A 22,021-nucleotide genomic window follows, 5' to 3' on the forward strand; every position below is an offset into this window, starting at 1 on the left:
GACCGGACATGGCCTCAACCCGATTCCTGCCCAGGTTCATCCCCGGTGGCGGAGGCGGCCCCGGCCACCGCGATCACCCGGTGCACGGAGTACCCCCGCACCTTGCCGGTGCTCAGTTCCAGGGCCCGGATCCGGCCGCCCTCCACGGCCAGCGGCTCGATGATCTGCCGCACCGGCCTCCCGGCGTCCTCCAGGTAGCCGATCCACAACGCACGACGCGAGGCCGCGGCCTCCCGCAGCACCGCGATCGCCCCGGCCGGGTCCATCGGCACCAGCGGCGGGGGCTCGGATTCGCTCGCGACCGGTCGCCGCACGTTCGCGTCCACCGCCCGCATGGCCCGCACCGCCTGGTAGAGCGCCTCCGCGGTGGCGGTGGGCGGGGGCTGACGCCGGGCGACCAGCGAACCGCCCGAACGGGCGCGGCGCGGCGGCACCGACTGGATCACCAGGTCGCCGTCCGGTGACTCGGCCGCCGGGGCCAGGCCCATCTCCCGCAGGGCGGCGAGCACCAGGTCGGGCGGGGCCCCGGCCGCGAGCACGGTCGGGGCGAGCCGGCGCAGCCGCAGCCCCGCGGCCCGCCGGTCGGCGAGCACCTCCGCAAGGAGGCCTTCGTCGTCCGCACGCAGATACGCGGAGGCGACACCGACCCGCAGACGCCCGTACCGGCGCGCGCTGTCGGCGATCAGGTACCCCAGCGGCTGCGGCACCGGGGTGCGACTGTGCCTGGCCAGCCACCCGGTCAGGTCTTCACCCGTACGCCCGGCGTCGAGCGCCCGGCGCACCGAGGCCGCGGTGAAACGGAAGACCGAGGCACCGCCCCGGCTCTCCACGTCGGCCATGAGCAGCAGCTCGCGCTCGGTCGCGGTGGGCAGCCGGCCGGGCGCCACCACGGTCAGGTCGGCCTGGAGCAGCACGTGGTCGACCGGGTCGGGCAGGGTCTCGTCGAGCAGGTCGGCCGCGGGCCGGGCTCCGACCGTGCGGCGCGACACCTCGGCGGCCGAGGGTTGCGGACCGGACCCCGAGCCGTAGCCGTGCACCGCCTCGGTGGACTCGATCAGCGCCCGCCCGAACGACGAGATCGCCGCCATCCCGGTGATTCCCAGCCACGCCGCCTCGGTGAGCGCCCACCGCACCAGCTCCGGCTGCGACGTCGACGACCGGCGGGGAGAGGTCCACACCAGCCGCTCCACGAGACCGGAGCCGGACGCGTCTTCCATGGCACTGAAGGTGTCTTCGCTCCGGGAGGGCCGGTTGATCGTCTCCACCGAGAGATCGGTGAGCACCTGCTGGCGCACGATCCGCGCCTGCGGACGCTCCACCAGGGGCCCGAGCGCCGCGATCGGCCCGTCCTTCGGACCGCGCGAGCCGATCAGGGCCGCCGCCCGGGGACTGTCCCACCACGCCAGCGCGATCCGGGCCCAGCGCTCGCCGATGCTGCCGGCCAGCCAGACGTCGAAGTCGGGGGTGGGCAGCCACGACGGGTCGGCCTCGCCGTCGTCGGCGATCAGCCCGGCGGCCAGGGCGATCTCCACCACCAGGGCGGCCGGCGTCTCGTCGATGTCGAGCTGCGTTGCCACCCGGCGCAGGTCACGCACGCTCAGCCCACCGGCCCGCAGCAACGGCGGCGGGTCGGTGCCCCAGGCGCTGCACAGCTCCTCGACCAGCCGCACCGCCTCGGCCGCGGACAGGGCCGCCGTGTCGTCGACGTGCCGGGCCTTGCGCTCTCGCACCGGCAGGGCGGGCGGGCTCTGCTCAGGACGGCGGTGCACCCGGCCCCCCCGCAGCGCCAGCCCGATCTCCCGGGGCAGCACCACGTGGCCCGGGTCGGCGACGGCGAGCAGGCCGTGGGCCAGCAGCCACTCCACCGGGGAGCCCGCGGTACCGGCCCGCACCGGGCGGTCGGCGTCGGGCACCTGCCCCACGGGCGGCCCCCAGACCAGCCGCTCCAGCACCTGGGCCGCGTTCGCCGGGGCCTTCTCCAGCAGGGCCTTCACAGTGTCCGGGTCGCCCAGGTGCGCGGCCAGGCGGGCCAGCGCGGTGTCCGGGTCGCCGGAGGGCGGGAGCCCGAGATCTTCCATCACCTCGGCCAGGCGCTGCGGTGAGCGGCGGCCCAGGGCCTCGTCGAGCGGCGGGCCCAGACCGGCGGGGTGCGGGCCAAGACTCTCCCGGGCGGCGCGCACCAGGTGCAGGGACCGGATCCCGCCCCAGACCAGGCCCAGCCCGCGCAACCGGGCCAGCGGTGCGCTCACCGGGGCGCCCCAGCGGCGGCTCAGCTCGCCCGACGACACCGGCTCGGGGCTGACGGACAGTACCTCCAGCACCTGCAGCGTGCGCGCTTCCAGCCCGTCGACGGCACGCTGCACCGACAACCGGCTCACGGCGGCCGTGGCCAGGCCGCCCAGATCGACCGGCGGCGGCACGGTCAGGTCGGGGCGCTGTTCCAGGAGCGAGACCAGCGCCTCGTCGTCCCAGCTACGCAGTTCGTCGGCCAGGCTGCGCACGGGGGTGGGAGGCACGGCCTAACGGTAATCGCCCGCAGCGATCCGCCCGACCTGCGTGGGCATGTCGTGGGCCGGGCATTGACATCGCGTTGGCATCTCGACAAGCGGTTTGCCCGATGTGTGGGGATGCTCGATCAAGGAAAACGCTCCGGGTCGTCCGGACGCGTCTGAAGAAGGAGGACGCATGGTTACGGCGATCGTCATCATCGTCTTGCTGGCTTTGCTGCTGCTCGGTCTCTTCGCCTTCCAGAAGGCCCGCCGTAACGCGGAACTCCAGCAGCGACGGTCAGAGCTGAAAGACCGCTTCGGGCCCGAGTACGAGCGGTACCTGGCCGGTTCGGACAACCGGACCAAGGCCGAGCGTCGCCTGGCGGCCATCGCGGACCGCCGCGACAAGCTCCAGATCCGCGACCTCAGCACCGAGGAGAAGGCGCGGTTCGGCGCCCGCTGGTCCGCCGCCCAGGCCCGTTTCGTCGACGAGCCGCCGGCGGCCGTGGACGACGCGGAGACCCTGATCAACACGGTGATGAAGGAACGCGGTTACCCCGTGGAAGACTTCGCCACCCGCTCCGACATGGTCATGGTCGACCACGCCGAGATCGTCCAGGAATACCGCAGCGCTCACGAGTCGCACGAGCGTCACCGCAACTCCGGCCAGCTGGAGACGGAAGACCTGCGTCAGGCGTTCATGCACTACCGCAAGCTGTTCCACGCGCTGGTCGGCACGCCCGAGCCGGTCTCCACCACCCGGCCGCCGGCTGCGGGCAAGCACGCCGACGCCCCCGTCGGTGACGCCGCGGTCAGTGATGACCCGGCCGGCGACGGCTCGGTTCGCGACGGTGACACGCCCGTGCGCGACACGGTGCCGCTCCCGGCCCGCGACGCCGACCGCCGTCCGCCGGTCAGCCCCACCCGTCACGAAGGCACCGGTGAGAGCACCACGGTGAACGCTGACCACGAGAACACCAACCGGCACCCGCAGGAGACCCGATGACGACCCCCACCAACGGCACGGACAAGGACGTCAGGAACCCCGACGAGCTGCGTCCGGACGGGGCGGTCGCCGCTGATCAGGCCGCTCGCGCCGCAGCCGGCCGGAACGCCCGGGCAGAGCGGGACGCCGGGGCGGACCAGGACACCAGGGAGCCGGTGACCGCCGGCCGTCCGACCCCGCAGGATGCCTCCGCCGAGACCCGGCCCAGCTGGCCCGGGCCGAGTTCGGCGAGTTCGGTGGGGCAGGCGGGGCCCGGTGAGCGCCCGGTGGGCGGCACTGTCGACGAGCCCGTCGACAGGCCGGTCGACGGGTCCAGGAGCGGCGAATCACGGACGTCGTGGGCGGGTCCCACGGTCGTGTCGCCGGATCAGGGCGACCAGTCGGTGCGGGAGGACTACGCACACGGCGAGGCCCACCGGCGCGCCGGTTCCGGCGGGGTCTCCGGTGTGGGTAAGGACGAGGTCATCGGTAAGGACCCGGTCGTCACCCGGGTTCCCGCCGAGCGGCCCCCGCAGCCCGACCCGGTCGACCCGGACGACACGGACACCGTCGGCACGGACCCGGTCATCGCCGAGGACTCGGACCGCGACGTCGTGGCCGGTGCCGCCGAGGGCGAGAAGATCAGCGACACCGACGACGACACGCCGTCGGCCCCGGTCACCTCGATCAACAGTGGCCGGCGTCGTTCCGAGGCCGCGCCCGACGCGGTCGACGGCCGTACCGACGTCACCTCGGACGACGAATGGCGTGATCTGCAGGCGAAGTTCGTGGACGACCCGGAGTCCACGGTCACCGAGGCGGCCACGCTGATCGAGCGTGACCTCGCGGGCCTGCGCTCGAAGCTGGCCGGTGGCTCGACCGAAGACCTGCGTAACGCGTTCAAGCGTTATCGCGGTCTGCACGAGTCGCTGCGCTGATCAGCAGCTGACCAGCACCCGCACCACCGGACGGCGAGGGGCCCGCAGGGGCGCCTCGTCGTCCTCTGCTGTGCCGCGGTTGTGCCGGGCCGTGCCGAAACCCCCCTAAACTGGCGGTCGTGCCCACTGAACAGCTGGTGGTCGGCTTCGACCTCGACATGACCCTGGTCGACTCCGCCGACGGCATCGTGGCCACGCTGGCACAGGCACATCAGCAGGTCGGCGGGGGTGCGCCGGGCACGGTCGTCGATCGTGAGCGGGCCTGGCCGCTGATGGGGTACCCGCTCGACCGGATCATCTCCGAGCTGATGCCGGGGGTGGACGTCGAGCTGATGGCCGACACCTACCGCTCGCTCTACTCCACCACCGGGCTGGCGCGGAACACGCTGCTGCCCGGTGTGCTGGAGTCTTTCGCGGCCGTCCGCGAGGCCGGCGGGCGGGTCCTGGTGATCTCGGCGAAGTCCGAGCCGGGGGTCCGTTCCGTACTCGAGGCGATCGGCCTGCTCGACCACCCGCACCGGCCCGACCTGATCGCCGGGGGCCGGTTCGGCACCGCGAAGGGTGAGCTGCTCGTGGTCGAGGGTGCGTCGGTCTACGTGGGTGACCACGTCGGTGACGTGGCCGCGGCCCGATTCGCGGGCGCCACCAGCGTCGGTGTGATCACCGGACCGCAGTCGGCCGGCGAGCTCACCGCGGCCGGTGCCGACGTCGTCCTCAATGATCTTCTCGGATTCCCCCGGTGGCTTTCGGGTCATCTGGCCGGATTAAGCCGTTCGCACGTCGGCAACTGACGGCTAATCTTGAGGAAACGACAGATCGTGAGCAAGAGCGGTTGCCGCGGATAATAAGGTCCGCGGCAATCATCACGTGACAGGGGAAAAAGACGTGCCGACTGGCAGGGTCAAGTGGTTCGACGCCGAGCGAGGCTTCGGTTTCGCCAGCAACGATGACGGTGGCGAGGTGTTCGTGCACGCCTCCGCGCTGCCCGAGGGCACGACCACGCTCAAACCGGGCGCCAAGATCGAGTTCGGGGTCGCCGAGGGCCGTCGTGGCCTGCAGGCCCTGAGCGTGCGCCTGGTCGAGGCCAGCCCGTCCGTGGCCCGGGCGATGCGGAAGCCGGCCGAAGACATGACGGTCATCGTCGAAGACCTGATCAAGCTGCTGGACAATGTTTCCAACAGCCTGCGCCGTGGGCGTTACCCCGACCGTTCTTCCGCGAGCAAGGTGGCAACCGTGCTCCGCGCCGTAGCGGACGACCTCGAGGCGTGATCGGCCGACCGGCTCGCCGCCCGCGCCTGCTCGACACCCTGCGCGGATGGGGGAGACTGGCGGGCGCGGCCACTGCCAGATCGGCGCCGCCCCCGTCGTCGTCGACGGGTGGCACGGCAACCGGTGAACGGTGGCAGGCAGGTCGGGGTGCAGCAGGAGTGGAGCAGATGGTGGACCAGCAGGTGACCGGAACGATCGACGAGGTTCAGGCCCCGATCATTCCTGAGCAGGCCGAACCGCAGGTGCCGGCTCCGGCCGCGCTGCCGACCGAGCCCGACCCGGTCGCAGCGGCCGCGGTCGACCTGGCCCGTGGCGCCGCGGAGGATGTCGCCCAGCCGGACACCGTCGGCCGTCACCTCTCGGTGTCGGTCGACCAGGCCGGGCTGACGATGCACGCCTTCGACTGCACCGCGAAGGGCTACCGGGGCTGGCGCTGGGCGGTCACGCTCGCCCACGTTCCCGGGTCCGATCGGGTGACGGTCTGTGACACCGTTCTGCTGCCGGGCGCCGAGTCGATCATGGCTCCGGACTGGGTGCCGTGGTCCGACCGGCTGGCCCCGGGCGACCTGGGCCCCGGTGACGAGCTGCCGTTCCGGCCCGAAGACCCGAACCTGGTCCCGGGCTACACGGTCACCGACGAAGACGACTCCGACCAGCAGCTCTTCTGGGAGCTCGGTCTGGGGCGCGAGCGGTTGCTCGGGCCCGAGGGGGTCTCGGGTGCGGCTGACCGCTGGCACCGGGGTCCGCACGGTCCCACGGCCGACATCGCCGTTCAGTCCGCCGCGTCCTGTGTGACCTGCGCGTACTTCGTGCCGCTGTCCGGCCGGTTGCGTCAGTCGTTCGGTGCGTGCGCCAACGAGTGGTCTCCCGCCGACGGCTCGGTGGTCACGGTCGACTTCGGCTGTGGTGCGCACAGTGAGACCGACCTGGAGATGCCCGCCCCCGAACCGCTGAGTGATCACATCCTCGACGACACGGTCGTCGAGGAGTTCGACCTGTCGGCCCCCGAGCCTTCGGCTGAGTCTTCGGCCGAGCCGGCTCCCGGCATCGAGACCGGGTCCATGGTGGACGACGACGGGCCCCAGACCCCCGGCAACCGTTCGGACGGGGTCGGCTCGGAGTCGTCGGCCGACGCTGAGACTGGTGCTGAGGCGTCTGGCGATGCTGATGCGCAGGCCGAGGTGCCGACACGCCGGACCCCGCGGGACGCCGGTGGCACGATGAAGGATCTGGTCGAGCCCGACACTGCCCCTCCGGTGCAGATCGCGGTCGAGCCGACGATCGATCCGGAGCCGGTGGCTTCGCCGGAAGACCTGATCACGGTGCATCCGCTGGGTGAGTCGGCGGTGAGTGAGCCGGTGACGAGTGAGTCGGCGGTCGACGAGAACACGGTGAACGCGTCGGTTGCCGACGAGGTCGCTGGGGTTGAGCCGGTTGTGGACGAGGCGGTTGCCGAAGAGGCGGCGCCCGTTTCTGTCGAGCCGGTTCAGTCGGCTGAGCAGGACGAGTCGGCTGAGCGGGTCGAGTCGGCTGAGCCGGTCACTGAGGTCGTTTCGTTCGGGGGTGTTCCCGAGGAGCGGACGGTGAAGGCCGAGCCGGAGGAAGACCAGGCTCCGCCGGTCGCGCTGGGTCCAGATGCTCGGGTGGCAGACGTCGATGCTCCGGAAACGGTTGCGTCAAGCGAGGTTTCCCAGGGGCAGGCGCTCGAGCCGGTGAGCGAGTACAACTCGCCCGCCGATGGTTCGGTCGCGACGCCGGGTCAGTCCATCCGGGAGTCGGACGGTGCGCTGGCCGCTTCGTCCGAGACGGCAACGCCTTCCCTGAGCAGCGGCACTGCCGGTGCCGCGGTGGACGCGGTGACGGGGCCGGACCACGGCGACGCCGCCTCCGAGCCGGTTCGGGCCGGATCGGCCGAAGCCGACCCCGCTGGTCGTGGCGCCGTCGAAACCGACTCTGTGGCAGACGTCCTCAATTTTGAGGCGACGGAGAGCCAGGCGGCGACACCGGTGACGGAAGCCGCGCAGGCACCGGACGACGACGAGCGCACGCCTGAGAGCCGGACCGAGGTGCCGCCGCAGTCGTGACCGACGACCGGTTCGGGGTGGCGGACATCCGGCACCGGGTTCTGGCGGCCTGGGCGGCCTCACCGACCCGGTTCCGGGAAGACGCCAATGCCGAGGAAGAGCTCGTCCTGGGCGGTTACCGGGATCGCCTGGTGATCGAACTGGCCCAGAACGCGGCCGATGCCGCGTCTCGGGGCGAGGTGTCCGGGCGGTTGCTGCTGCGACTGACCGAGTCTGTCGACGGTACGGGCGGACCGGTGCTGGTCGCGGCCAACACCGGTGCCCCGCTCGACGCCGACGGCGTGCAGGCACTGTGCACGCTGCGGGCCTCGGCCAAGCGTGACGGCGGCACGGTCGGCCGGTTCGGCGTCGGTTTCGCCGCCGTGCTGGCGGTGTCCGACGAGCCGGCGGTGCTGAGCCGCTCCGGCGGAGTTCGGTTCTCGGCTGCGGACACCCGCGAACTGGTGAGCCGCAAGGCTTTCGAAGACGATTCACCGAAGCTGACGGAAGAGCAGCAGCGCCGCGACGGCAAGGTTCCGGTGCTGCGACTGCCTTTCGAGGCCGAGGGGGTGCCGCCGGAGGGGTACGACACAGCGGTTCTGCTGCCGCTGTCGGGTCCGGAAGCCACCGCCCGGGTGCGGCAGTTGCTGGCCGAGGTCTCCGACGTGCTCCTGCTGGCCCTGCCCGGGCTGGACGAGATCATCGTCGAGCAGCCCGGTGAATCACCGCGGGTGCTGCGCGATGTCGCGCACCGCTGGCGGATCCTGCGGCGGGAGGGCGATATTCCGGCGGAGCTGTTGGCCGACCGGCCCACCGAGGAGCGGGCTCTCACCCGCTGGAGCCTGACCTGGGCGCTGCCGTCCGGCGAGGCCGACCGGCCCCGGCCGGCGGTGCTCAACGCGCCTACGCCGAGTGACGAATCCCTGCCCTGGCCGGCGGTTCTCGTGGCCACCGTGCCGATGGACGTGACCCGGCGGCACGTGGTGACCGGACCGGTCACCGACCTGATCGTGGCGAACGCCGCCCGGGCCTACGCCGACCTGCTGGGTGAGGTGGTCGCCGAGGGCGGCGAGGCCTGGCCGCTCGTCGTCACCGGCCTGCCCGCCGGAGCGGTGGACGGTGCTCTGCGTGAGGCCGTGCTGGCCCTGCTGCCCGGCATCCCGCTGCTGCACTCGGCTGAGGACGCCTCGGTGCTGTTGCGGCCGACGCAGGCCCTGGCGCTCGCCGGGCCGGTCGGGGCCGACCGTGCGGTGGTGAGTGTTTTTGCTTCCTGGCTGGTCGGTCTCGTGCATGCGCCGCGTCCGTCATGGCCGGTGCTCGAACATCTGAACGTGCGTCGCCTGTGGCTCTCCGACGCGGTCGAGTCCCTGCCGGCGCTGCCCGACCCGCAGCGCTGGCGTGCGGCCTACGAGGCGCTGGCCGGGCTGACGATCGATGAAACGGTTCGCGAGGCACTGGCTTTCCTCCCGGTCCCGCTGGCCGACGGCACGGTCGCACGCGGCGCCCGGGGGTTGCTGCTGGCCTCCCCGGAGACCGATGTCGACGCGGGGGCGCCGATCTCGGTGCCCGAGGCGCTGAGCGTGCTCGGGGCGAAGGTGGTGCATCCCGACGCGGTGCATCCCCTGCTCGAACGGCTGGGCGTCACCGTGGCCGGTCCGCGAGCGCTGGTCGAGCTCCCGGTGGTGCGCTCGGCGGTCCGCGAGATTGGCGACGAGCCGGGTGCTTTCGCTGATCTTGACCGTTCGCCCGACGAACTGCGCGACGCCGTGCTGGCCCTGGTCGCGGTGGCCGTGGCCGCGGGTGAACTGGGTCCGGGGGAGTTGCCCTGGCTGGGCGAACTGGAACTGAGCGACGAGGACGGTGAGCCGACCCCGGCGTCCGCCCTGGCCATCGAGGGCAGCCCGGCCGCCGACTGGTTCCATCCCGACGACGTGGGCATCCTGCCCGAGTGGTGGGCGCAGCGCTGGGGTGAGAGCGCCCTGGTCGCGGTCGGTGTGCTGCGGGGGCCGGGTGCCTTCCTGGCGTCGGAGGCGTCGCTGGAGCCCGATCTGCTGGGTCTGGACGACGAGGAGGGCACGCCCTCCACCGAGCTCGACGCCTGGGACGACTACACCGCCTGGATTCAGGCGGCCCATCCCGAGATGCTGCCTGGCGGGACGATTTCCGAGCTCATCGCGGTGCGCGACCTGGACCTGGTGCGACCCGAGGCGCTGCCCGACGTGGTAACGGCGATCGCCGCCGACCCGCTGCTGCGGCCCGCGCTGGTGCGCCCGGCGCACGTGGTGTCGGGCGGCCGGGGCTTCGACGTTCCCTCGTACACCTCCTGGTGGCTGAGATCCGAGCTGACCGACGGCGACGAGGAGGGCGGTGTCCTCGCGGCGCCCGACGCCGAGCCGTCGCTGCGGGCTCTGCTGGCTCCGGCGCCGGACTGGCTGGCCGGGCTCGATGCCGCCGCAAGCCGCGCGGTCGGAGTGGTCACCGGGGTGGACGACCTGGATGCCCAGGGTCTGCACGACGTGCTGGACCGGCTGGCCGATCCGGAGGTCGAGCTGACCGCCGCGATGTTGCTGCCGCTGCTCGAGCGCATGGCCGACCTGGCCTCCGGTCCGGTTGTGGAAGAGACCGCACGTCCCTTCTCCGTGCGGGCCCTCGACCCGGACGACCCGGCCCGCACCGTGGTGGTGCCGGTCGCGGAGGCCGTGATCGTCGACTCACCGATGTACCGCCAGCGTCACGACCTCGGGGCGCAGGTGCCGGTGGCGCCCGGCCGGGCCGGTGCGCTGACCGGCCTGCTCGGCGTCTCCCGCGCGGGGGACCTGGTCTCCGGCGATCTCGACGATGCCGCCGGCACGGAGCAGCCGGTGGGCGAGGCGGTGCGGGCCCTGCTGCCCGATGCCCCGGTCACCTGGTGCGAGCACGATTCGCTCGTCGTGGATGGTGTCGAGGTGGACTGGTGGGTCGAGGGTGAGGGCACGACGGCGAGACTGCACGCGTCCACCGTCGACGGTCTGGCCCGGGCGCTGGCCTGGTCGGGGGAGCGCTGGGACCTGCGCGACCTCCTGGCGGGGGTGCTCGCCGACCCGGATCTGGGCCCGGACGCGCTGGTCGACCAGACCTTCGGCTAGCGGGTCAGCGGGTCAGGGCAGGGTGCCCGGCCCGCCGCCGGGCCGGGGTACGGGCTTGCGCCGCAGCTTGGGCAGCCCGGTGGGTTCCCCGTTGTTGCGCGGCACGTCGTCGACGTCACCCGTGTAGCCGCTGGAGGGGATGACCTCACCCGGTTTCGGCTTGGGACGGCGCAGGAGCAGGTACGTGTAGCCCACGAAGCCGAGCGCCACTCCGGCCAGGGCCGTCCACACCCACCAGCCGCGTCCGGTGGACTCCAGCTCGGGGCGCAGGATCAGTCCCAGCACGAACAGCAGCGCCCAGATGCCGGTGCCGACTGCCACCGGCAGCCGCTCGCCCGGACCACCCTGGGTGACCTGGTAGGGCACTTCCTGTTCTCCCACTCTTTCGAGGTTACCTGTCCGAACGGGCGGACCTGGGGTTATGTGCCCCACAGCGTGATGATCTCGCGTCCGACGGCCCGAACGGGCGACCGGAAACCACCCCGAGGGGAGGGGGAATAGTTAGCACGGCTAAGCAGTTCGGTAGACTGTGAGCGTGCTCGAGGAAACAGACCTGCGCGTGTCCCTGATGAAGGTGACGCGCCGGTTGCGCGCGGAGAAGTCCGACACCGAACTCACCGACAGTCAGATGTCGGTGCTGGCCGTGCTGGACCGCTCCGGTCCCCTGACTCCCCGGGCCCTGGCCGATTTCGAGCGGGTGCAGCCGCCCTCGATGACGCGCACGCTCGCGTCCCTGGACGCCCGCGGTCTGGTCGACCGCGAGCCCGACCCGGCCGACGGCCGGCAGATCATCGTCCGGATCACCCCGTCCGGTGCGGCCGCCGTCACGGCGACCCGTCGTCAGCGTGACGCCTGGCTGGCCCGGCGGCTGGCCGACCTCGACCCGGAAGAGCGAGCCGTTCTCGCCCGTGCGTCACAGATATTGAGGAGGATCGCCGACTCGTGAGTCCCATGTTCAGGGCCCTGGGCATCCGTAACTACCGACTCTGGGCAACCGGAGCCATCGTGTCGAACACCGGCACCTGGATGCAGCGCGTGGCCCAGGACTGGCTGGTCCTCACCCAGCTCACCGACAACTCCGGCGTCGCGGTCGGCATCACGACCGCGCTCCAGTTCCTCCCGGTGCTCCTGCTGGCCCCCTGGGCCGGCGCCGTCACCGACCGGTTCGACCGCCGCCGCGTTCTCATCTTCACGCAGGTGGCCTTCGCCGTTCTCGGCCTGACCCTCGGTCTGCTCGTCGTCACCGGCCTCGTGCAGCTCTGGATGGTCTACACCCTCGCCTTCGGCCTCGGTGTCATCGCCGCCGTGGACGGTCCGGCCCGCCAGGCCTTCGTCTCCGAACTGGTGCCGGTCGACTACCTGCCCAACGCCGTCGGCCTGAACTCCGCCTCGTTCAACGCCGGCCGCCTGATCGGCCCCGGCCTCGCCGGCCTGCTGATCGCCTCGTTCGGCACCGGTCTGGTGTTCCTCATCAACGGTGTCAGCTTCGTCGCCGTGGTGTTCTCCCTGACCCGGATGAACCGCGCCGAGCTGAGCGCCCAGCAGCGCCCGCCCCGCGGCAACCGCTCGGCCCGCGCCGGCCTGGTCTACGTGCGCAGCCACCCCGAGATCGGCCTGATCATGGCCATCGTCGGCACGGTCGCGATGCTGGGCCTGAACTCGCAGATCACCATCGCCCTGATGGCCCGGCTGGTCTTCGACAAGGGCGCCGGTGAGTACGGCATCCTCGGCTCGGTCATGGCCATCGGGTCGCTCGGTGGCGCCCTGCTCGCGGCCCGCCGCGAACACCCCACGGTGAAGCTGGTGATCACGGCCGCCGCGGCCTTCGGCGTCACGTCGATCCTGTCGGCGGTGATGCCCACGTACTGGTCGTTCGGCCTGATGCTGATCCCCGTGGGCCTGTCGGCGCTGACCATGCTCACCGCCGCCAACGCCACCATCCAGCTCTCCACCGAGCCGGCCATGCGAGGACGCGTGATGGCCCTCTACATGGCGGTGATCATGGGTGGCACGCCGATCGGCTCGCCCATCATCGGGTGGGTCGGCGAGACGTTCGGCCCGCGCTGGACCGTGCTCATCGGCGGTATCGGCACCCTGCTCGTCGCCGTCGTGGCCGTGCTCGTGCTGAGCCGTTCGCCGGGCCTGCGAGCGGCGGTGGCCCAGGCCGAGAAGGGCCCGGCCGTCACGGTCACGGCCACCACCGAGCGGGCCCGCGCCACCCGCACCCCCGAGGCCGAAACGGTGGCCCGGACCACGGCAGCCCACAAGACGGCAACCTCCGAGGTGACGGAGAACTCCGTCGCCTGACCCCGCCCTCCAACCCTCCGTGATCATGCAAAACCTCCCCGGAGTTCTAGAACTTTGGAAGCAGCAGTTCTAGAACTCCGGGGAGGTTTTGCATGATCACGAACAAGAAGGGTCAGGTGCCCAGGAGCTTGTCCAGGACTCCCTGGAACAGCTGGTATCCCACGAAGCTAATGATGTCGAGGATGGTGTGGGCCACGATCAGGGCCCAGACCCGGCCGCCGCGCCGGTACCACTCGGCGAACACCAGGCCCATGATCGCGTTCCCCACGAACGCCCCGAAGCCCTGGTACAGGTGGTACGAGCCGCGCAGCAACGCGCTCGCCACGATGATTCCCCGCCAGGTCCAGTTCTGACGGCGCAGCCGGTTCATCAGGTACCCGACCACGATGATCTCTTCGAGCACCGCGTTCTTGACGGCCTGCAGAATCAGCACCGGGACGGTCCACCAGTACTCGCCCAGCCCGGACGCCACGACCGTCGTGGTCAGGTTCAGCCGGTTCCCGATGATGTACAGCGCCAGACCGGGCAACCCGATCAGCGCCGCCAGCCCGGCCCCATGAGCCAGATCGCGCCAATAGGTGCGGCCTCCAGCATCGCTACCCGGCCCTGCATCACCGCCCCGCGCACCCCGGAACCAGACCCCACCCCGGCTCAGCCCGAGTCGCTCGGCCCAGCGGGGTGTGTCACCGGCCAGCAGCCACAGCACCAGGGCCACCGGCACCAGCGTGTTGACGATGCCCAGCAGCTGGTAGGTCAGGTCCAGGTACTCACGCACGCTCTGGGACGTGTTCAGCGTGGAGGTCTGCGACCGCAGGCTGCCCTCGGCCGTCAGCTTGGCGATGATGCTGACCAGCGAATAGACCCCCGACATCCCGAGCGAGAGCCCGAGAACGATCCAGATCTCCCAGGTCAGCCGGCGCCTGGCCGCGGGCTCACCGTGCGGGGGCTCCTCGCTGACGTCGCGGCGCAGGGCCGGACCCCGCATCCACCAGGGGGAACCAGCCACGCCGGCATCGGTCTGAGACACGCCGCCACGATAGACACCCTCGCTGTGGTCGGCCCCGCTACCCGGTCATCGACCCTCCCCGGATGCTCCGGCCCGCGGCAACGCCGGCCCCAGCGCCCCACCGGCACCCGCGTACACCGTGTAGTCGACCGGCACCCGCTCCACCACGGCCGACGGCGGCAGGGCCGGACGGGTCAGGTGCGCCACCCCCTCCGGCACCGGAGCGGTGCGGTAGGCCGCGCCGATCCGTTCCGACAGCTCCGCCCGGCGCTCGGCCGTGGTGGAGACGTCGCGGAACTCCTCGTACAGCCGGTGCGTGTCGCGGGTGACGCGCCAGCTGGCCGGGGTGTGGAACTGCACCTCGAAGGCGATCCCCGTGGACGGGTCGGCCCAGGTGCTGTTGAGACCGCGGTAGCGCCGCGAGCTCCAGGCGTTGTTCAGGCTGAGGTTGTGATAGCCGCGGTGGGCCAGCAGACGGGTGACCTGCTCGACCCCGGACACGTACGAACGGTTCTCCAGCACCACCGTGTAGCGCACCGCGTCTTCGGCCCGGTCGAGCAGCACCGGTAGCGGCCGGCCCGTGTTGGCCTGCTGCGTTGCGACCTTTCGCCGCATCGACTCCCCGGTCTTCAGGCGGTTGGACAGCCCGGCCAGATCGGCCCGGGCGGCGCTCGACACCTCCTGCATGGTCTTGGTCAGGCTGGGTTCACCGGCGGCGATCAGCGCCGAGAACCTCTCCACCGCCTCGACCGCCTGGGGCGTGAGCTCGCGCCCCAGGGTGTGCTCCCAGGCCACCGGGCCCAGCGGCTGGGTGCTGCGGTCGATCAGCCGGGACCGCGCCGACCGGGCCGCCGCCTCGGTGGCACCCCGGCGGCCGGCCTCTTCCGCCCGGGCCAGCTGGGACAGCCGGGCCGCCCGGGAGAGCTGTCCGGCCCGCCCCGCCGCCGTGCTCGTTCCGGACCCGAAACCCCCGGCCACACTGGGTAGCAGGTGCCCCGTGGCGCGGGCCGGGTTGGACCGCCAGGTGTGCCAGTCGACAACCGCGCGCCCGGTCTCGACCGGGTGCGCGGCCGCCTCCTTCGCCGTTCCGAGCAGACTCACCGTGGTCGAGGGATCGTGCCGGGCCGCCCACCGGGTGAACCCGATGGCCGCGACCAGGCTCTGCTCGGTGGCCTCCTGCGCCCCGAGCAGCACCTCGGCGCGGGCGTCTTCGGCGGCTACCAGCCAGCGACGCCAGCGCGGTGGACGCTGCGGGGCCACCGCCGCCAGCCCGGACAGCGTGGTCGCGGTGAGCCGCGCGGCCTCGTGCGCCCGTTGGGCGGCGTCCCGGCTGAGCACCTCGGCCAGGTCGGAAGGAGACGAAAGCGCCCTTCGCAGCCCGTGAATCGCGGGCTCCAGCAGATCGGCGAACTGAGAGTAGGCGGTCGCGGCCCGGCGGCACGCCGAGGCCACCCGGCGCAACTCGTCGGGCTGGGTGGAGAGCATCTTGCTGATCGCCCCGGCGGCCGGCCCGGGCACGGCGCGGGCCAGCGGTGTGGGCAGACCGACAGCCGCCGCCTCCAGCCCGTCGGCGATCACCTGGAGGTGCCGACTCAGCGTCTGCGCGGCGGCCGACTGCGCCGAGAGCCGGGTCAGCTCGCTGGGGGAGATCCCGCCGGAGGAGGACTGGTGCATGGCGCGAGCCACTCCGGTCACGGCTGAAAGCCCCGGGCCACAATGGCTTCGGTGTCTTCACAGGTCGTGGCCAGCAGAGCGAGCAGGTCGGCCAGACGCTCGGCGTCGCCCACCACGTCGCCGAGGGCGTGCGACCAGCGGTCGAGGAACTCGTGCGACGCCCCGACCAGGGCCGGGTCGCCGAGGGCGGACATGGTGGCCCGCACGGGACCGGGGTGGGCGTGGAGGCTGGACGCCTCGGACGCGGCCGACCGGACGCGTCCGGCCAGATCGTGGAGCTCTGCGGTGTCGACGTGAAGCCGTGGGCTCATGTCTTCAGACCGTAGGGCAGACCACCGACAGTCTTGGAAAGTTATCCACAGGCCAGGTTTTCCACAGCTCTAGGGCGTCACGTCGTGCAGATGGTGCACCGGGTCGTGCAGGAGGTAGCGGGCAAAGCTGTCAACGGTGAACCGGGCCCCGTCACTGCGCCGCCCCGGCCGGCTCCACTGCTCGTCGGTGACCGCGGCGAACCGGTGGGCGATGGCGTCACCGGCCTCCAGGAGCTCACGAGAGACCAGCACCGGATCCTGCTCCCAGTAACGGTCGGCCAGAGCGGTGTCGTCCTGGTCCCAGTTGGGGAAGATCGGGTCGTTCTCGGTGAGCATCGTGTGCAGGCGCCCGTCGAAGACCCGGAAGGTGTCGCGCACGTGACAGGCGTACTCCAGCGGCGACCAGACCTCTTCGGAGGGACGTTTGCGCACGTCGGGCGTCACCAGCACCTCCAGCCAGGCGGCGGCGTTGGCCCGGATCAGCGACGGCAGGCGCCACATCGCGATGGATCCGGCCTGGTAACCGCACTCCGGGCAGGTGCGATCGAGTACCCACGTCCAGTCCTTGGTGTCCTTCGCGATCGCCATGGACAAAGATTAGTGCGGACCTTCCGGGTGAATCCTCTTCTATGCGCACTCCGGTCACAGATATTTACCCACCACCTGCTCACTTAGGCTGACCGGATGCACCTGACCGTCGAAGCCGCCCGTCCCGAGCACGCCGCCGAGGTCTCCCGCCTGCTGCGCGACTACCTCACCCTCACCGAGCAGGAGAAGACCGACCGCGGCCTGGCCCCCGGCGGCCCGCTGCCGCAGCGCTACCAGAACGAGGTCGAGCACCCGGAAACCCTTCTCCCGGACTGCCTGCTCGCCTGCGCCGATGACCGCGTACTCGGCCTGGTGGTGCTGAAGGAGCAGGGCGACCAGGTCGAGATCAAGCGGCTCTGGGTCGACCCGGCGGCCCGCGGCACCGGAGCCGGCCGCGCCCTGGTGCGCGCGGCCGTCGACCGGGCCGGGGCGCGGCCGGTCACCCTCACCGTCTGGGACTGGCGCGCCGCCCCCATCGGCCTCTACCGATCGCTCGGGTTCACCGACACGCAGTCGTGGGACGAACGTCCACACCTGCTCTGCCTGACCCTCCCGGCGGATGCCGGTCAGTCGAGCAGATGACTCCGCAGAACCGCCGGGAGCGCGTCCCTCGACGACCGCAGCTGATCGGCGTCCTGCGCCGACAGTTCCGGCACCGCGAGCAGCAGTTCCTCCAGATGCCCGTCCGGCAGGGCCTTCAGCCAGCGCAGAGCGGCCTCGTCCAGGGCCCCTTCGGTGAGTTCGCCCAGGAACCGCACCCGGGACATCCCACCGTCCGGATACACGTCCATCCGGATCTGCGTCACCACGTCGCGGGCCACCCGCAACCGGTGCACCGAGTCGGGCCGCAACGGCCCGCGGGGCAGCAGTTCCAGCCAGGTCGAGCTGTCATTGACTGAGGACGACATGGGCACCTCACCCGTCAGTCTCACCTCTCCGGGGGCGTTGCCGAGGAAGTGGCTGGTGTCGATCACCGCCCGGCGCACCCGCCCGGCCCCGGCCAGCGCGAAGACCACCCAGTCGTTGCCACCGTCGCGTCGCCGGGCGTTCTCCCAGCCGCCCTCGGTGGTCAGCGGGTCGCCGGGCCGGATCAGCTTGCCCGCCGACGAGTAGAACATGTCCGAACAACCCACCACCGAACCGCCGTTCGTGAGCGCGGCGAGGTCGATGGTGCCGGTCAGATGACGCGGGTCGGCCACCGGCTCACCGAGCACCCGCAGCCGGGCCACGCCACCGTCCGGGTAGATCGAGAGCCGCACGTGCGTCCAGCGGCGGTCACTGGCCACCTCGAACGCGTTCTCGGTGTCACCCTTGAGCGCGACCTTCGGCAGGATCGTGGTCCAGGCGCTCTCGGGCAGGTCCTGGGCCACCGGGTGGCCCTCGCTCGCCGTCGCCTCGATCGTGGCGTAGGGCGGGTAGTTTCCCTTGAAGTGCGCCGTGTCGATGACCACCGAGCGCACCACACCCGGAATGCCCAGCCGCACGATCGCGAAGTCGTTGCCCGGCTGGTCGACCGGGTCGCGGCGCCGGCGGGTCTCCCAGCCGTCGTAGATCTTTCCGTCCGGCCCGAACTCGTGCACCTGGTGCGCCGAGGGCTCCGGCCGGATCAGGTTGCGCCGGTCGGCGAACAACTGGTCGTTCGCGTACACCACCCGCCCGCCGACGTTCGAGCACGCGAGATCTGTCAGCCCGCCAAATTGTTCAGCCATGCCGGCCACCTTCCTGTGCCACTTCCCCGGGGAAACTTTGCCTGATCACGACCAGTAGTGGGTTCGCCGGGGTCACACGTCGCCCCGCCGCAGCAGCCGGCCCCGCGGGGGAGCGGCCAGGTCGATGGGCTCACCGGCCAGCCAGGTCTCGCGCACCACCCCGGCCAGGGCCATGCCGTCGTAGGGGGTGATCGCGTGCTTGTGCTCCAGTGAGGCGGCCGACACCACCGCGGCCTCGTCGGGGGCGAACAGGCACAGGTCGGCGTCGTAGCCCAGCGCGATCCGGCCCTTGCGGGTCAGGCCGGCCAGGTTCGCGGTGCGGGCCGCCATGAACTCGGCCACGTCGACCAGCGTGAGGCCGTGGGTGCGGGCCTGGCTCCAGACCGCCCGCAGACCCAGCTGCAACGACGAGATGCCACCCCAGGCCACGCCGAAATCGCCGATGTCGAAACGCTTCAGCTCCGGCGTGGAGGGCGAGTGGTCGCTGACGATCACGTCGATCACGCCGTCGCGCAGCCCTTCCCAGAGTAGTTCGCGGTTCGAGGACTCGCGGATCGGCGGGCAGCACTTGAACTGCGTGGCGCCGTCGGGAATCGACTCCGAGGTGAAACTCAGGTAGTGCGGGCAGGTCTCGACGGTGATGAGTACACCGTCGCGCTTGGCCGAGGCCAGCATCGGCAGGGCGTCGGAGCTGGACAGGTGCAGGATGTGCACCCGCGCCCGGGTGTACCGCGCGGCCTCGATCACCTCGGCGATGGCCATGTTCTCGGCGCCGCGCGGGCGCGAGGCCAGGAACTTCCGGTAGCGCTCGCCGTCGGCGGCCGGGGCCCGGTCGATCGCGTCGGAGTTCTCCGCGTGCACGATCATCAGGGCGCCGAAGTCCTGCAGCTGGCCCAGGTACTGCTCCAGCTCGGCCGACGACAGCGGCTGGAACTCGTCCACCCCGGAGTGCAGCAGGAAGCACTTGAACCCGAACACCCCGGCGTCGTGCAGCGGCCGCAGGTCGTCGACGTTGCCGGGCACGGCCCCGCCCCAGAACCCGGTGTCCACGAAAACCGCGCCGGACGCCGACTTCCGCTTGATCTCGAGGGCCTCGACCGTGGTCGTGGCCGGGATCGAGTTCAGCGGCATGTCGATGACCGTGGTGACGCCGCCCGCGGCCGCGGCCCGGGTGGCGGTCTCGAAACCCTCCCACTCGGTGCGGCCCGGCTCGTTGATGTGCACGTGGGTGTCGACCAGGCCGGGCATCAGCACCACGTCGTCACCCAGCTCGATCACCCGGGTGGCTTCCAGCGGTGCGTCGAGAGGCTCGATCGCCACGATGCGCCCGTCGCGAATCCCGATGGAACGTGCGGACTCGCCGACCGTGGTGATGGCGCGTCGAGCCCGGAAAACCGTGTCAAGCATGAGAACCCCGTCCCGTCAGCGTTTTGCCAGCACCAGTAGGGCCGCGCGGTCGAGTCCGGAGGCCCGGAGCACCTCGGAGTCGTCGCAGGCCCCGCACTCCACCGCCCGCAGCACCGCGTTGGCCAGGGCCTGTGCGGTGGCGGGCTCGTCCATCACACCCGAGTCCGCCTTCTGGGTGTAGGCCCGCAGCCGCGCCGCGCTCGGCGCGAGCTGCGCCCGGTAGAACGCGTACGTGGCGGCGTACCGCGTGACCAGGTGCCCCGGGTGCAGGTCCCAGCCCTGGTACAGCGCGCGCTCCAGGGCCCGGGTGACCAGGCGGGCGTGCAGCGTCCAGGCCTGCGCGACCGCCTCCGGGGAGCCGACCGGGATCACGTTCGTCGACCCGTCGCTCACCCGCACGCCGGTCTGCGCCGCGGCCAGTTGCATCACGGCCTTGGCGTGGTCGGCCAGCGGGTGCTCCAGCGACTGGTACCCCGCGACCACCCCCGCCGCCGCACTGAAATCGTAGGTGCCGTAGTGCAGTCCCTCGCATCGCCCGTCCGCGGCGTGCACCAGCCGGGCCACCGCCGCCGTGCCGTCCGGCCCGTAGACCGCCTGCGGCACCTCGATCTGCAGCTCCAGGCGCAGCGATCCCTCGGCCAGCCCGTAGGCCGACTCCAGGTACGAGAGCACCCGCACCCCGGCGCGGACCTCGGCCTCGTGCGCCACCTTCGGCAGCGTCACGACGAATCGCTCCGGCAGGCCGCCGTGTGAAATCGCGGCGGATACGAGGAGTTCCAGCGTCTTCAGGCCTCTCCAGCGGGTGGAGGGCTGGAGTCCTTTGATGCGTGTGCCAGTGAGCAGCGGAGCCTCGGGCCGGCGGGCCAGCTCGGCCAGGGCGATCCCGGCGGCGGTCGCCGCCGCGTCCTCCTCCTCGGAAGGACGCAGACCGTAACCGTCCTCGAAGTCGACCCGGACGTCCTCGATCGGCTGGGAGGCGAGTTTCGCCGTCAGGCGCGGGTGGACGTCCACCATCAGTTCCGCGGGCAACCCCGAGAAAGACGCCAGGGAGGCGGAATCGGTGACGTGGGTGCTCAGCAGGGTCAGTGCCCGTGAGCCCCACTCCGCGCAGGTCGACGCGGTGAACTGATCGGCCGGTACGTATGCGGTGTGCACCGGCTGCCGGCTGGGCGCCTCGCCGGGGAACCGGGCGGCCTGGGCGTCGGCGGGGGCCAGCAGGGTGTCGATCTCGGAGATGAAAGCAGCGTCGAACATGTCGTTCCCCTTACAGGACTCAGGCAAAACCGGGAACGAACTGCCAGGCGGAGCCGGCGTCCGGCGCCTCCTCGCGCAGCACCTGACCCTCGATCAGGCCGTACGGACGGTCCCCGGCGATGAACACCTCGTTCGGGTTGTCCAGCCCGAAAGGTGACAGGTCGGCCAGATAGTGGTGCTTGTTCGGCATCGACAGCCGCACCTCGGCGACGTCGCCGAACTTCTCCAGCACGGCCCGGCCCATTGCGTACAAGGTCTGCTGGAGAGCGAGACTGTGAGTTGCCGAGAAGGTTTCGAGCAGAACCGAGCGAATGGCCGGGTAGATCTCGCCGAAGGCCAGATCGGCCGAGGAGTACCGCCAGCGCGCGGTCACCGAGGTCGCCAGGATCCGGTCGGTGGTCTCCGGCAGGGTCGTGTACTCGTCGCGCGGGAAGCCGTGGAACTCCGAGCCGGTGGTCTTCAGCACCACCAGATCGGTCAGCCCGGAGACCACCCAGACCTGATCGCCGTCGAAAGTCACGCTGGTGGTGCGACGTTCGCCACCCGGCCGGGCGAAGGAGTGGTCGTCGAGGCGGTCCCAGGGCAGCTGGTCGATCTCGATCTGCGCACCCTGCACCGGCTCCTGCGACTCGATGAAGTGCCGGCCCAGGCGGATCGCGAAGTCTTCCGGCTCATCCACGCCGAACTTCCGGGCGAACGCGTACACGGTGTTCTTCTGCGTGTCCGTGGCCAGTACCGACGCGTTGTCACCGGTCAGGTAGGTGGCGTCGAACGCCCCCCGCAGGTGCGTACTGATGTTCAGGTCGGTGAGCACGTGCCGCGGCGTGGAGCGGTCCACGTGCACGAGCCGCACCTCGGCCTTGCCGTACTGGTTGGCGCCCAGGACGATGCCCATG

19 protein-coding genes are annotated in these 22,021 nt (G+C 71.5%); 9 read left to right on the forward strand and 10 right to left on the reverse strand.

What is annotated here, in order from left to right:
- Window positions 1–14 precede the first annotated feature (14 nt).
- The gene (locus LR393_RS36350) at window positions 15–2,516 is read right to left on the reverse strand and encodes a helicase-associated domain-containing protein (protein WP_231484031.1); all 2,502 of its coding nucleotides are present in this window, start codon (window positions 2,514–2,516) and stop codon (window positions 15–17) included.
- Window positions 2,517–2,685: 169 nt separating this feature from the next.
- On the opposite strand from LR393_RS36350, the gene LR393_RS12550 reads away from it, so the two are divergent.
- From LR393_RS12550 to LR393_RS12575, 6 genes are all read left to right on the forward strand, one after another.
- A complete protein-coding gene (locus LR393_RS12550; RefSeq protein ID WP_231484032.1) occupies window positions 2,686–3,495 on the forward strand; it encodes a hypothetical protein in 810 nt (269 codons plus the stop codon).
- A complete protein-coding gene (locus LR393_RS12555; RefSeq protein WP_231484033.1) occupies window positions 3,492–4,412 on the forward strand; it encodes a hypothetical protein in 921 nt (306 codons plus the stop codon). Before LR393_RS12550 ends, LR393_RS12555 begins: the two co-directional genes overlap by 4 nt.
- A 119-nt stretch (window positions 4,413–4,531) precedes the next feature.
- Entirely contained in the window at window positions 4,532–5,203 is a 672-nt protein-coding gene (locus tag LR393_RS12560) for an HAD family hydrolase (protein WP_231484034.1), read from the forward strand.
- Window positions 5,204–5,297: 94 nt separating this feature from the next.
- On the forward strand, window positions 5,298–5,681 hold the full coding sequence (locus LR393_RS37000; protein ID WP_345718837.1) for a cold-shock protein: 384 nt from the start codon (window positions 5,298–5,300) through the stop codon (window positions 5,679–5,681).
- A 167-nt stretch (window positions 5,682–5,848) separates the two neighbouring features.
- Window positions 5,849–7,765 (forward strand): DUF3027 domain-containing protein, encoded by a 1,917-nt coding sequence (locus LR393_RS12570; RefSeq protein ID WP_231484035.1) that lies wholly within the window; start codon window positions 5,849–5,851, stop codon window positions 7,763–7,765.
- Complete coding sequence (locus LR393_RS12575; protein ID WP_231484036.1) at window positions 7,762–10,869, forward strand: sacsin N-terminal ATP-binding-like domain-containing protein; 3,108 nt, start codon at window positions 7,762–7,764, stop codon at window positions 10,867–10,869. The genes LR393_RS12570 and LR393_RS12575 overlap by 4 nt, the downstream gene beginning before the upstream one ends.
- A gap of 12 nt (window positions 10,870–10,881) precedes the next feature.
- On the opposite strand, the gene LR393_RS12580 is transcribed toward LR393_RS12575, so the two are convergent.
- Complete coding sequence (locus LR393_RS12580; protein WP_231484037.1) at window positions 10,882–11,250, reverse strand: DUF2530 domain-containing protein; 369 nt, start codon at window positions 11,248–11,250, stop codon at window positions 10,882–10,884.
- A gap of 154 nt (window positions 11,251–11,404) precedes the next feature.
- On the opposite strand from LR393_RS12580, the gene LR393_RS12585 reads away from it, so the two are divergent.
- Both LR393_RS12585 and LR393_RS12590 read left to right on the forward strand, forming a co-directional pair.
- Window positions 11,405–11,815 (forward strand): MarR family winged helix-turn-helix transcriptional regulator, encoded by a 411-nt coding sequence (locus LR393_RS12585; RefSeq protein ID WP_231484038.1) that lies wholly within the window; start codon window positions 11,405–11,407, stop codon window positions 11,813–11,815.
- Between the two features lie 5 nt (window positions 11,816–11,820).
- Window positions 11,821–13,176 (forward strand): MFS transporter, encoded by a 1,356-nt coding sequence (locus LR393_RS12590; RefSeq protein ID WP_231484091.1) that lies wholly within the window; start codon window positions 11,821–11,823, stop codon window positions 13,174–13,176.
- Between the two features lie 112 nt (window positions 13,177–13,288).
- Here the strand turns inward: LR393_RS12590 and LR393_RS12595 are convergent, their stop codons facing one another.
- The 4 genes from LR393_RS12595 to LR393_RS12610 all read right to left on the reverse strand — a co-directional run bounded on the left by LR393_RS12595 (window position 13,289) and on the right by LR393_RS12610 (window position 16,755).
- Window positions 13,289–14,161, reverse strand: coding sequence for a CPBP family intramembrane glutamic endopeptidase (locus LR393_RS12595; RefSeq protein WP_345718854.1), 873 nt, complete (start codon window positions 14,159–14,161; stop codon window positions 13,289–13,291).
- 87 nt (window positions 14,162–14,248) lie between these two features.
- Entirely contained in the window at window positions 14,249–15,877 is a 1,629-nt protein-coding gene (locus LR393_RS12600; RefSeq protein WP_231484040.1) for a serine/threonine-protein kinase, read from the reverse strand.
- Window positions 15,874–16,167, reverse strand: a complete 294-nt coding sequence (locus LR393_RS12605; protein ID WP_231484041.1) for a hypothetical protein — start codon at window positions 16,165–16,167, stop codon at window positions 15,874–15,876. Before LR393_RS12605 ends, LR393_RS12600 begins: the two co-directional genes overlap by 4 nt.
- 69 nt (window positions 16,168–16,236) lie before the next feature.
- Window positions 16,237–16,755: a DinB family protein gene (locus tag LR393_RS12610; RefSeq protein ID WP_231484042.1), complete on the reverse strand. Its 519-nt coding sequence runs from the start codon at window positions 16,753–16,755 to the stop codon at window positions 16,237–16,239.
- 96 nt (window positions 16,756–16,851) lie between these two features.
- Between LR393_RS12610 and LR393_RS12615 the strand changes: the two genes are divergently transcribed.
- Window positions 16,852–17,337 carry a GNAT family N-acetyltransferase gene (locus LR393_RS12615; protein ID WP_231484043.1) on the forward strand — a complete coding sequence of 162 codons (486 nt, stop codon included), beginning with the start codon at window positions 16,852–16,854 and terminating at the stop codon, window positions 17,335–17,337.
- Here LR393_RS12615 and alc read toward each other — a convergent pair.
- From alc to pucL, 4 genes are all read right to left on the reverse strand, one after another.
- A complete protein-coding gene (gene alc / locus LR393_RS12620) occupies window positions 17,322–18,464 on the reverse strand; it encodes an allantoicase (protein WP_231484044.1) in 1,143 nt (380 codons plus the stop codon). The two genes, LR393_RS12615 and alc, sit on opposite strands and share 16 nt — an antisense overlap.
- Window positions 18,465–18,536: 72 nt before the next feature.
- Complete coding sequence (gene allB / locus LR393_RS12625) at window positions 18,537–19,871, reverse strand: allantoinase AllB (RefSeq protein ID WP_231484045.1); 1,335 nt, start codon at window positions 19,869–19,871, stop codon at window positions 18,537–18,539.
- A gap of 15 nt (window positions 19,872–19,886) precedes the next feature.
- Window positions 19,887–21,125, reverse strand: coding sequence for a DUF6986 family protein (locus tag LR393_RS12630; protein ID WP_231484046.1), 1,239 nt, complete (start codon window positions 21,123–21,125; stop codon window positions 19,887–19,889).
- A gap of 19 nt (window positions 21,126–21,144) precedes the next feature.
- Complete coding sequence (gene pucL / locus LR393_RS12635) at window positions 21,145–22,020, reverse strand: factor-independent urate hydroxylase (RefSeq protein WP_231484047.1); 876 nt, start codon at window positions 22,018–22,020, stop codon at window positions 21,145–21,147.
- Window position 22,021 lies beyond the last annotated feature (1 nt).

This window comes from Kineosporia mesophila (assembly GCF_021129235.1).
In the GTDB taxonomy this organism is placed as follows: domain Bacteria; phylum Actinomycetota; class Actinomycetes; order Actinomycetales; family Kineosporiaceae; genus Kineosporia; species Kineosporia mesophila.

Coding starts and splice junctions, on each gene's coding strand:
- LR393_RS12570 (WP_231484035.1), top strand. CDS start 5,849: ATGGTGGACCAGCAGGTGACCGGAACGATCGACGAGGTTCAGGCCCCG.
- allB (WP_231484045.1), bottom strand. CDS start 19,871: ATGCTTGACACGGTTTTCCGGGCTCGACGCGCCATCACCACGGTCGGC.
- LR393_RS12555 (WP_231484033.1), top strand. CDS start 3,492: ATGACGACCCCCACCAACGGCACGGACAAGGACGTCAGGAACCCCGAC.
- LR393_RS12610 (WP_231484042.1), bottom strand. CDS start 16,755: ATGGCGATCGCGAAGGACACCAAGGACTGGACGTGGGTACTCGATCGC.
- LR393_RS12590 (WP_231484091.1), top strand. CDS start 11,821: ATGTTCAGGGCCCTGGGCATCCGTAACTACCGACTCTGGGCAACCGGA.
- LR393_RS12550 (WP_231484032.1), top strand. CDS start 2,686: ATGGTTACGGCGATCGTCATCATCGTCTTGCTGGCTTTGCTGCTGCTC.
- LR393_RS12630 (WP_231484046.1), bottom strand. CDS start 21,125: ATGTTCGACGCTGCTTTCATCTCCGAGATCGACACCCTGCTGGCCCCC.
- alc (WP_231484044.1), bottom strand. CDS start 18,464: ATGGCTGAACAATTTGGCGGGCTGACAGATCTCGCGTGCTCGAACGTC.
- pucL (WP_231484047.1), bottom strand. CDS start 22,020: ATGGGCATCGTCCTGGGCGCCAACCAGTACGGCAAGGCCGAGGTGCGG.
- LR393_RS12605 (WP_231484041.1), bottom strand. CDS start 16,167: ATGAGCCCACGGCTTCACGTCGACACCGCAGAGCTCCACGATCTGGCC.
- LR393_RS12615 (WP_231484043.1), top strand. CDS start 16,852: ATGCACCTGACCGTCGAAGCCGCCCGTCCCGAGCACGCCGCCGAGGTC.
- LR393_RS12595 (WP_345718854.1), bottom strand. CDS start 14,161: ATGCGGGGTCCGGCCCTGCGCCGCGACGTCAGCGAGGAGCCCCCGCAC.